Origin of the sequence: Clostridium sp. MT-14, from assembly GCF_042436595.1 — a bacterium.
Lineage (GTDB): Bacteria > Bacillota > Clostridia > Clostridiales > Clostridiaceae > Clostridium_B > Clostridium_B aromativorans.
In genome coordinates this window covers 1-10,016 of the sequence record NZ_JBHMIY010000054.1, presented here as the reverse complement: position 1 = coordinate 10,016, position 10,016 = coordinate 1, and the positions used below count along the sequence as shown (strand labels likewise).

Sequence of the window (10,016 nt, the reverse complement as noted above, 5' to 3'; positions counted from 1 at the left end):
GGCATCGAACCTAAAATAACAAGGACTATTCATCTCCCACTTATACAAGATAGGAGAATTACGCCCTTTCTGTTAAAATTGATTAATTTCCTCTTCTTCTATAAATTATAAAATGAGCAATAACAGCTAGCGCTTGAAAAATAAATCCGATTGTGCAGACACCCTGCCAGCCAAAATTCTGCCAGAAGAGAGTACCAAGGAAAGAGCCTGCTGCACCTCCCATAAAATAGGAAAACATAAATACGGTATTATTACGGCTGCGAACCTTGTCCCCCAGAAGTTGTACTCTCGCCTGATTTGATACCTGCCCGCACTGATTTCCAAGATCAAGAATAACTGCACCTAACATAAGACCAATAATATGATATCCAAAGAAGATAAAACATACATAAGCAGCAGTAGAAAATATTACTCCCACCCCTACAGTAAACCTGGGACTTTTCCTGTCAGCTGCCTTGCCAATAAGTGGTGCTGCCAACGCACCGGCAACTCCAAAGAGACCAAATAACCCCGCTTCTCTGGTACCCATATTATAAACCGGTGTCTCAAGCAAAAATATAAGTGAAGTCCAGAATATACTGAAGGAACCAAACATAAAGAAACCATTCACTGCTGATTCCCTCAGAGAAACCTGATTTTTTATCAAATCCGGAATGGACCTTAAAAGCTCCTTATAAGGAATTACATTTGACGGCTTATCTTTAGGAAAAAGCCCTAAAATAAAAGCAAACAGCAGTGCAATAAAAAATGCACCGAAAATATACACAGCTCTCCAATTTAAAATTGAACCTATTACCCCGCTAAAGGTACGTGAGAGCAAAATTCCAATAAGAAGACCGCTCATAACATTTCCTATAATCTTGCCCTCCTGACCTTCCGGTGAAAGGTGAGCAGCATAGGGAACAATAATCTGCGGAACAATGGTGGTAAGACCTATTGCAAACATGGATAAAAGCATGACAAAATAATTTTGTGAAAATGCAGTTATAATCAGGGATAAAGCCACCAAAACCAACATTCGCAGTATAAGTGAACGTCTTTCGCACATATCTCCCAGGGGCACTATAAATAAAAGTCCAAGGGCATATCCAATCTGAGTGACTGTAGCTGCTATTCCTGCCGAACTCTGTGATACGGAAAAGGCACCCGCAATCTGTGATTCAAGTGGTTGAATATAGTACAAATTTGCAACACAGACTCCGCAGGCAACTGCCATCAGCAGAACCAGTGATTTACTTAAAACAAACTTCTTTTTCTCTCCAAAATCTTTCAATTGTAAAACTCTCCTCAATCAGTATTTAATATCTGAACTTTAAACTTCATATAAAATATATCGGACTTTGGATAAAAAATTATTTTATAGTGTATATGTACTATACACTATGGGTATGGAGAACTTCCTTCAAAGAAGTTTCTCCAGCTGCTCTAAAAAACTATAGATAGCTTCCATGTCCTTCCCGGACTTATCCTGTACACAGGACAAAATAACTCTGTTGATGTTTTCATGATATTTTTTGTGTTCACAATAAGCTGTCCATCCCTTTTTAGTCAACAAGACAATGGCCTGGGATTTATTTTCCGGATTCAGTGCCTTTACAATTAATTTTTTACCCTCCAATCTAATGAGCGTTTGTGAAACCGCACCTTTTGTAATATTGTTCCTCCTGGCTATTTCTGACACGGAAAGTTTTTCGTTGTCGCCTATGAACTCAACAAGATGAATTTCTGAAAGGTGAAGTACTGTATCCGTACCAAAACTTCTCGCCTTTTTATCAGTTTCATTAAAACGGTTTATGACATCCAATAATTTTCTAGGTAATTTATCTGCATAAAATTTTCTATCCATATTAACAATTGTATATATGATATACTCCATTGTCAATATGGATACTTAAACTATATATCCCTGCTTTCAAATTCATGTGCACCAATGAGCATAAACATTATAAACAAAACAACAGATACCGCATACATATAAGGCGGAAAATTGAAGCTTTCATTTGCTGCACCTACCAGTACCCTGCCCGGATAATCCCAGGGGAAAAGCATCCAGTATCTGGTATTGTCAATTAAAACTGCAGGCAGGGAAAATACCAGCCCAATTCCCAGAGGCACGGCAATATTATTGTATTTCATGCTAAGATAATATTGAACTGCTATAACAGGCAGTGAAGCTATACTGCAAAGTAACGGGGCATATATGAACTCTTGGGGCATGCTCTGATTCTGCGGCGCTATAATCAGTCCGGCCAGAATTGTAAGAAGCATAAACAGCACAAGGTTTAAAAATACTATGCCGCAGGTAACAAGAAGTTTTGCCCTATAAAGCTGTTCTCTTTCTATGGGCAATGTCAGCATCCACTTAAAATTATCCCCGCTGTTTTCTATTCTCACCAGAACAGCCGTCACTATGGTAATAAAAAGCCCTATAATAAACAATCCATAGAAAAGTGAGCTCTGAGTATACACCTGATTCCATACATTTTGTCCTTTTGAGGTAAAAAGCTCTTTATATCTCAAAAAATTTGTAAAACCCAATATAACAAAAAACAAGGGAACAAACATAACTATATTCAATATTTTGGAGTGCTTCAATTTCAATAATTCCACTTTATATATACTTTTCATACTATTCACCACCTATTTTATATCCCTTTTATCAAATTCCAGAACCCCTATTACAAGCCATAGTATCCCTGAAGCTATCCCAAAAAAAGCTGCTCTCTGGGCGTCGCTTTTATCTCCCGTAGGCATCGCCAGCAATACATTGGCATAGGGAACCACATAGGAGAGAAATTTACTCTGCGCAAGCATATAGGCCCCTATGCTTCCCGCAAAACCCACGGCCGCAGCTGCCAGCGAATTCTCCATGTAACAGCTTATAAACTGCTCAAAACCCACCACTCCTAAAACTGTACACAGCTCAAATCCTATATAATTGAAAATCAATCCGCAACTTCCATCAATATGGAACAAGTTTTTTATAATTATCAGAAATATACCGTTTAAAATCACCAGGATAAATGCAGCTGCAAGCACTACAATCCACTTGGACAAATAAATCTTGCTTCTTTCAACGGGCCTTGATATTATCTGTTTCCAGGTTTTCTCACTGTATTCCATATAATTTACAATAACCGCCACTACAACAATGGATAAATTTAGTAGAATAAACCACAAGGTAGAGGCATGGCTCTCATAAATAAGTGCTCCTATCCTGTCGTAAATTCCAAGATCATACAGGGATTTTATATGCTCCTCTGCCATTAAAAAACTATATCTCACGTGCAAATCCGCGGTCAAAAGTAAAAAAGAGAGAACCGGAATGAAAAATACACCCTTCCAGAGTATCGACCTTTTGTATTTCATAAGCTCGGATTTTAAAATTGAAGTAAATGTCATAGTTTTTCTCCCCCTTCAGTAAGATCAAGAAATATTTCTTCAAGGGATTTTTGCACTTCCACAAATTTAAATACCCTATTGTTCTTCAATACCAGCTGTCTTAAAATCTCCTCCGGATCCTCTCCCCTTGGCTTTAATAAAACATCCTTGCCCTCTGTCCTATACTCATATCCACAGCTGTCCAGTGTATCCTGAAGCCTTCTGGAATCCCTGGCTCCTATACAGATCTGACCCTTGCTTTTTGAATGAAGTTCTTCAAGAGTTCCTTGAAACAGCATATTTCCCCTGTTTATAATTCCAATATCATCTGCTACAAGTTCAATTTCACTCAGGTTATGACTGGATATGATGACTGTCATATTGTAGAGCTTGGGAAGTCTTTTAATAAGGCCCCTTATCTCATGGATTCCAGAGGGATCAAGTCCGTTGGTTGGTTCATCCAATATAAGAAGTTCCGGTTTTGATATGAGTGCCTGGGCAATTCCAAGTCTCTGCTTCATGCCGAGTGAAAATTTACTAGCTTGTCTATTTTTCCACTCCGTTAGTCTCACAACCTCCAGAACTTCATCAATATATTTATAGTCAAGTTCCAGAAGTTCCGCCGATACCTGCAGATTTTCATAGGCTGTCAAATTTCCATAATAAGATGGCGCTTCCACCATGGACCCAACTCTCTTCAGAATATCCATTCTGTTTTTCTGAAGATCTTTGCCAAACATACGGACTTGTCCACCTGTAGGCTTTATAAGCCCCAAAAGCATCCTTATAGTTGTGGATTTTCCAGCCCCGTTGGGACCCAGAAATCCGTATACCCTTCCTTTCTTTACAGATAAATTTATTCCCTTTACTGCCTTAAAGTTTTTAAAACTTTTCGTCAAATCTATGGTTTTTACAATATTTTCCTCCATACAATTTCCTCCTTGAACTAGCATATGAACATATAATAGATCCTGCAGCTTAAATCCCATTTATCAAAACCTTAAGGGAACCTTAAATTCCATTTGATAAATAAAAAAGCCTTTTATGAAATAGGCTCTATCATAAAAGGTTTGAATTTTACCAAATTTTTTATATCTTTGAAATGTATCTTTCTCTTTTCCTCTAATGATGAAACAGCCTTAAATCTGAAAAGGCCATTACCATATTATAATCATTGCAGGCTTCTATCACAGCATCATCTCTTATGGAACCGCCTGGCTCAACAATGTACTCAACCCCGCTTTTAGATGCCCTGTCTATGTTATCCCTAAATGGGAAAAATGCATCAGAGCCTAGAGAAACTCCTTTAAGTTTTGAAATCCAATTTTTCTTCTCCTCTTCCGTAAGCTTTCTTGGAACTTCAGTAAATACATCTTTCCAGTGTCGTGTCTCCTCTTCTGTTACATCATTACGAAGATACTGATCTATTGCATTATCTTTCTCAGCTTTTTTAAGTCCGTCTCTAAATGGAAGTGATAAGACTGAAGGATGCTGTCTTAAAAACCATATGTCTGCTTTTGATCCGGCAAGTCTTGTGCAGTGAATTCTCGACTGCTGTCCTGCACCAACTCCAATCACCTGTCCATCGAGCACAAAACATACAGAATTGGATTGAGTATACTTAAGTGTAATCATTGATATTAAGAGATCTCTCTTTGCATTTTGAGTGAGATCTTTTCTTTTTGTTACTATATTTTTCAAAAGTTCATCTGTTATAATTGCGTTATTCCTTTTCTGCTCAAAGGTTACTCCAAATATTTCTCTTTTCTCCATTTCACAGGGTTCATAATCTCTGTCAATTTGAATTATGCAGTAATTTCCTCTCTTTTTCTTCTTTAAAACTTCAAGAGCCTCCTTACTATAAGACGGCGCAATTATTCCATCAGAAACAGCACTTTTTAATACTTTAGCCGTAGATAAATCAACTTCATCACTTAAAGCCGCAAAATCTCCATAAGAAGACATTCTATCGGTACCTCTCGCCCTGCAATATGCAGTAGCTGCAGGCGAAAGCTCCACATGTTCAACTGCATATACCTTCTTCAGTATGTCATCAAGCTGCACTGCAACCGCAGCACCGGCAGGACTTACATGTTTAAAAGAGGCCGCACTTGCAAGACCTGTAGTATTTTTCAATTCCTTTACAAGCTGCCATGAATTAAGTGCATCCATGAGATTTATATATCCGGGCTTGCCATTTATAATTCTAAATGGAAGTTCTCCTTTTTTCATATAAACCCTGGCAGGTTTCTGATGTGGATTACAACCATACTTTAATATAAGTTCATTATTTTTCATCTGCATTACTCCCTTCCAAATTTGAACACAAAAAAACCCGGGTAAATTATTAATTACCCAGGCGGTCGATACAACTTCTATTCAATCATGCTTCCCATGGTAAACTCCATTTCCGCCAGTCACATGATCACTTATTTATCCATTAAATTATATTATACTCCAATATCCATGTCAATGATTCAAACCTTAACAGAACATTAAAATTTTGTATCTTAGGCGAAGGATACCTAAATGATGCTATAATTAAAATATATATATTTTTGACCATTGGAGGTAAAAATGCAGGATCAAATTTTAGATAGAAAGATACTTTTAATAGATGATGAAGTTGAGCTTTTAAAGCTGATGGAGACGGTCCTTAGAAAAGAAGGCTTCAGGAGAATATTCAAAGGAAAAAATGGATCAGAGGGTATAAAAATATGCAGAAACGAAAAACCTGACATAGTAGTTCTGGACATAATGATGCCGGATATGGACGGATTTGAAGTGTGCAGAAATATAAGGAATTTTTCTTTTGTTCCCATTATCTTCCTGTCTGCGAAATCTGAAGATGTAGATAAAATACTTGCTCTGGGCCTGGGTGCGGACGATTATGTAACCAAACCTTTCAGTCCCAAGGAGGTAGCCTTCAGGATCAAAGCTCATCTGCGAAGAAACATATATATCAAAAATGAAATGTCAATGAAAAAGGAAAAGATAAGCTTCGGGGACATAACAATTGACCCTGCAAAAGGTGAAGTATCAAAGTCAGGTAAAAATATAACACTTACTCCCAAGGAATATCACCTGTTATGTTACATGGCCCAAAATGCCAATCAAATTCTTACCAAACAGATGATATGCAGTGAAGTCTGGAAAGACAGCTATGAGGGATATGACAACACAATTATGGTTCATATAAGAAAACTAAGGCAAAAATTAGAAGACAATCCTTCCAGTCCAAAATATATAATTACAGCCAAGGGCCTGGGTTATAAGCTGAAAATTCAATGAAGAGGTAGCTTAATATGAAAATCAGAAACAAAATCAAAAACAATTGGAATATCACTACAAGATTTCTTGTAACACTGATATTCATAGTTATAATTGAATTATTCGTAAATCTGTTTTGGGGAGGCCAGATGACTACATACAACAACTGGATTTCAATCTATCCCACTCCGGAAAAGTTCACATTGAATTTCTCCAAATACGTAGGCTTTAAAAATCAGACTCCCTTTATAAAAGAAGATGGGATAAGACAAGTTCAAAAAAACGGTGCCTGGATTCAAATAATAGATGAAAATTTCAGGGAAGTGTACTCCTTCAAAAAACCCGGTACAGTTTCCGTTAAATATACTCCCATAGAATTTGCCCATATCTACAAATACGACATAGCCAATTCTTCCATATTTATAGGTGAAAAGAAACATGGCAGCAGGAGCTTTTCCTATATAATAGGTTTTCCTCTAAACAGAGTGGCAAAACACACCCTTGTCTTTAACCCTTCTTCCTTAAGAAGATTTTTCTGGAATGGAGTTCTGCTGCTGCTGGGTATAGATATACTGGTGGCAGTAATCATATCCTATTTTGTATTCGGAAAGAGGATGGGGAAACCACTTCAAAATATAATCAACGGCATAGATGAACTCTCAAGGGGCAATTATGAAACAAATTACCTGGAAAAAGGTGTCTATAAAGGCGTTTTTTCAAACTTAAACAACCTGGGCAGAACTCTCAGGGAAAACAGAAAAAAAAGAGAAGAACTGGATAAGATGAGGGATACCTGGATCTCCTCCATATCCCACGACCTGAAAACCCCCCTGTCTTCCATAAAGGGCTATGCCGAGATAATGAAAGATCCGGATTATACTTTTTCCAAAGAGGAGATTTATCAGTACTCGGAGATAATATACAACAAGTCCACCTACATACAGTCACTAATCCAGGATTTAAATTTAACTTACAAATTTAAAAACAAAGCCGTACCTTTAAAAAAGGAAGAGACAAATATGACTCTCCTTTTACAGGATACAATCATAGAAATTTTAAACAACCCGCTTTACTCCAATAAAAATGTGAATTTTTATCCTGAAGATGAAAATATAGAAGCTTTCGTAGATAAAAAATTTTTAAGAAGAGCGCTTGCAAATTTAATTTTAAATGCCATAATTCACAACAGGGACAGTGTGCAGATTGACATTTCAATTTACAAGAAAGATAAAATCCATATTACAATAAAAGATAATGGCAGGGGTATACCTGAAAAAGATCTAAACTATGTTTTTGAAAGGTATTACAGAGGTACAAATACCAATTCTTCCACCGAAGGCTCAGGTCTTGGCATGGCAATATCCAAGCAGATAATAGATGCACAGGGCGGAAGTATAAATATAGAAAGTACCCTGGGTGAAGGTACAACTATAAGTATAATTTTATAGCTGACATTTAATATTAAATAGGAATATGCCTGTATAAGTTCTTCCCCTAAAGAATACCGTATTCTAAGTGCTGAAGACACTAAGAATACGGTTAATAAGGTCCAGGTGGAGTNTTAATATTAAATAGGAATATGCCTGTATAAGTTCTTCCCCTAAAGAATACCGTATTCTAAGTGCTGAAGACACTAAGAATACGGTTAATAAGGTCCAGGTGGAGTAAAGTATTCCTTATAAGCAAACTCCATCTGAACCTAAGAATCACTTTATTTCCATGAATCCCCTTCCCGTAAGGATGTTTCCGATGCTGATTTTTTATACATGGTCAAAAACATCGTGGGGATCACAGCTGCTATGGTGAAACCAATAGTCCACCAGAACGAGACGTTGAATGAATGGGCAATGGCATGAAGATCGGAGACGGCATGTCCTGCCATCTGCCCCTGGGCCACGGTAGCAAGGATAGCCGACCCGAAAGCTCCGCCGATGGTCTGAAAAATCCTCGTGGCTATGCTGGCGTGGGGAACCTGCTCTCTGGGAAGTCCGATATAAGCAGACATCATAATTGCAATCAGCAAGCCGCCGAGCCCCGCCCCTCTGATAAGCAGAGCAGCAGCCAGAAAGATCAGATTCGTATCCACACCAGCAAAAGCAAAGGGCAGAGTTCCTACTGCAACAGCAGCAAGACTAATCAGCACAATATTGCGTGAACCGTTGCGGTCGGCCACCTTACCGGCCCAGCTTCTGGTGAGCAGCATTCCTATTCCCTGCGGAAGCAGCCACAATCCGGCATACAGGGCACTTGCCCCACACACCTCCTGATAATAAAGGGGCAGCATCAGCATAGCCCCGTTGGTGATGATACCGCACAGGATCAGCAGTATATTGGAAGCTGAAAAATTGGCGGATTTGAACAGACGCACATTCAGAGCCGGTTCGCGTTTTGTCTTCAATGCATAGATAACATAGGATGCCATCAAAACCATGCCGATGATAAGAGGGACATAGACTGTCCTGCTACTTAAACCCCCATGGGTGGCAACCTGTGCAATGCCGTAAATCAGAAGGGCAAACGCAGGAGAAAGCAAAAGCATGCCCATCACATCAAGGGAGGCTTTCTTTTCCAAATGCTTATCGGCCGGTATTCCCCACAAAGCCAACGGAATGGCTATGATGCAGATTGGAATATTGACAAAGAAAATCGCCCGCCAGCTTAAGCTGTTTACGATAACCCCGCCTAATACCGGCCCAAGGATCGGCCCCAGCAGAGCGGGAACACTGACGATGGACATGATCCGCCCCAGGTTGCGCCCTCCAGAAACTTGTACAAGCTCTGTCTGTAATGTGGGCATCAGCAATCCCGTGCCGATTCCCTGGATAACGGCAAAACTGATTAAACTCTGGATGTTCCAGGACAGCATGGCAAGCACAGAACCGGCCAAAAAGATCGTCACGGAAAAGATATAGGAGTGTTTGCATCCAAATCGCTTGGTGGCCCAGCCTGAAATGGGCACGGTCAGTCCCATTGCCAGAACGTATCCCGTCGTAATCCACTGCACAACAGAAATGGCTGCCTTCATATCGGTTGCAATAGTATGAATGGCCACATTGACCATGGTGGTATCGAAAAGTGGTGCAAGGGCACCGACCACCAGAATGATAGCAACCCTGAGCACCATTGGATCGAGCTTTTCTTTTGCCGGTTTTACATTTTCTGTATTCATTAGAAAACTCCTTTCATAGTCACAATAAGAAACGTTTAGTTTCTTTTGGAATTATGATATAATAAATACAGAACTTTGTCAATAGGAAACTCCGAGTTTTCTATATATATTTCTATGACAGAGGTACATTTATTGTTGATGTTCGGAGGGAAAGGTTGAAAATTAAAGTATGAATTGGAAACATAGTAAAAGCGCA

Annotated in this window: 9 protein-coding genes and 1 riboswitch; of the genes, 2 read left to right on the top strand and 7 right to left on the bottom strand. The window is 38.9% G+C overall.

Annotated elements, in window-relative coordinates:
• Window positions 1–82: 82 nt before the first annotated feature.
• From ACFHWD_RS19825 to ACFHWD_RS19800, 6 genes are all read right to left on the bottom strand, one after another.
• A complete protein-coding gene (locus ACFHWD_RS19825; protein WP_378062893.1) occupies window positions 83–1,216 on the bottom strand; it encodes an MFS transporter in 1,134 nt (377 codons plus the stop codon).
• Between the two features lie 186 nt (window positions 1,217–1,402).
• Window positions 1,403–1,846, bottom strand: a complete 444-nt coding sequence (locus tag ACFHWD_RS19820) for a MarR family winged helix-turn-helix transcriptional regulator (protein WP_229982179.1) — start codon at window positions 1,844–1,846, stop codon at window positions 1,403–1,405.
• A gap of 50 nt (window positions 1,847–1,896) precedes the next feature.
• The gene (locus tag ACFHWD_RS19815) at window positions 1,897–2,628 is read right to left on the bottom strand and encodes an ABC transporter permease (protein ID WP_190972209.1); all 732 of its coding nucleotides are present in this window, start codon (window positions 2,626–2,628) and stop codon (window positions 1,897–1,899) included.
• Window positions 2,629–2,640: 12 nt separating this feature from the next.
• Entirely contained in the window at window positions 2,641–3,402 is a 762-nt protein-coding gene (locus tag ACFHWD_RS19810; protein WP_378062892.1) for an ABC transporter permease, read from the bottom strand.
• Window positions 3,399–4,310: an ATP-binding cassette domain-containing protein gene (locus ACFHWD_RS19805; protein WP_378062891.1), complete on the bottom strand. Its 912-nt coding sequence runs from the start codon at window positions 4,308–4,310 to the stop codon at window positions 3,399–3,401. Before ACFHWD_RS19805 ends, ACFHWD_RS19810 begins: the two co-directional genes overlap by 4 nt.
• A 193-nt stretch (window positions 4,311–4,503) precedes the next feature.
• Complete coding sequence (locus ACFHWD_RS19800) at window positions 4,504–5,679, bottom strand: phosphoribosylaminoimidazolecarboxamide formyltransferase (RefSeq protein WP_229982177.1); 1,176 nt, start codon at window positions 5,677–5,679, stop codon at window positions 4,504–4,506.
• Between the two features lie 48 nt (window positions 5,680–5,727).
• Window positions 5,728–5,812, bottom strand: a riboswitch (ZMP/ZTP riboswitch).
• A 146-nt stretch (window positions 5,813–5,958) separates the two neighbouring features.
• Between ACFHWD_RS19800 and ACFHWD_RS19795 the strand changes: the two genes are divergently transcribed.
• Together ACFHWD_RS19795 and ACFHWD_RS19790 are read left to right on the top strand one after the other, a co-directional pair.
• On the top strand, window positions 5,959–6,672 hold the full coding sequence (locus ACFHWD_RS19795) for a response regulator transcription factor (RefSeq protein WP_229982176.1): 714 nt from the start codon (window positions 5,959–5,961) through the stop codon (window positions 6,670–6,672).
• A 14-nt stretch (window positions 6,673–6,686) separates the two neighbouring features.
• On the top strand, window positions 6,687–8,099 hold the full coding sequence (locus ACFHWD_RS19790; RefSeq protein WP_334105217.1) for a HAMP domain-containing sensor histidine kinase: 1,413 nt from the start codon (window positions 6,687–6,689) through the stop codon (window positions 8,097–8,099).
• A 263-nt stretch (window positions 8,100–8,362) separates the two neighbouring features.
• Here ACFHWD_RS19790 and ACFHWD_RS19785 read toward each other — a convergent pair whose 3' ends face one another.
• Window positions 8,363–9,820, bottom strand: a complete 1,458-nt coding sequence (locus ACFHWD_RS19785) for an MDR family MFS transporter (protein ID WP_378062890.1) — start codon at window positions 9,818–9,820, stop codon at window positions 8,363–8,365.
• Between the last annotated feature and the right edge of the window lie 196 nt (window positions 9,821–10,016).

Bases quoted from the DNA above. Each gene is read 5' to 3' on its own strand.
- ACFHWD_RS19820 (WP_229982179.1), bottom strand. From the start codon at position 1,846: ATGGATAGAAAATTTTATGCAGATAAATTACCTAGAAAATTATTGGAT.
- ACFHWD_RS19800 (WP_229982177.1), bottom strand. From the start codon at position 5,679: ATGAAAAATAATGAACTTATATTAAAGTATGGTTGTAATCCACATCAG.
- ACFHWD_RS19805 (WP_378062891.1), bottom strand. From the start codon at position 4,310: ATGGAGGAAAATATTGTAAAAACCATAGATTTGACGAAAAGTTTTAAA.
- ACFHWD_RS19825 (WP_378062893.1), bottom strand. From the start codon at position 1,216: ATGGCAGTTGCCTGCGGAGTCTGTGTTGCAAATTTGTACTATATTCAA.
- ACFHWD_RS19815 (WP_190972209.1), bottom strand. From the start codon at position 2,628: ATGAAAAGTATATATAAAGTGGAATTATTGAAATTGAAGCACTCCAAA.
- ACFHWD_RS19795 (WP_229982176.1), top strand. From the start codon at position 5,959: ATGCAGGATCAAATTTTAGATAGAAAGATACTTTTAATAGATGATGAA.
- ACFHWD_RS19810 (WP_378062892.1), bottom strand. From the start codon at position 3,402: ATGACATTTACTTCAATTTTAAAATCCGAGCTTATGAAATACAAAAGG.
- ACFHWD_RS19790 (WP_334105217.1), top strand. From the start codon at position 6,687: ATGAAAATCAGAAACAAAATCAAAAACAATTGGAATATCACTACAAGA.
- ACFHWD_RS19785 (WP_378062890.1), bottom strand. From the start codon at position 9,820: ATGAATACAGAAAATGTAAAACCGGCAAAAGAAAAGCTCGATCCAATG.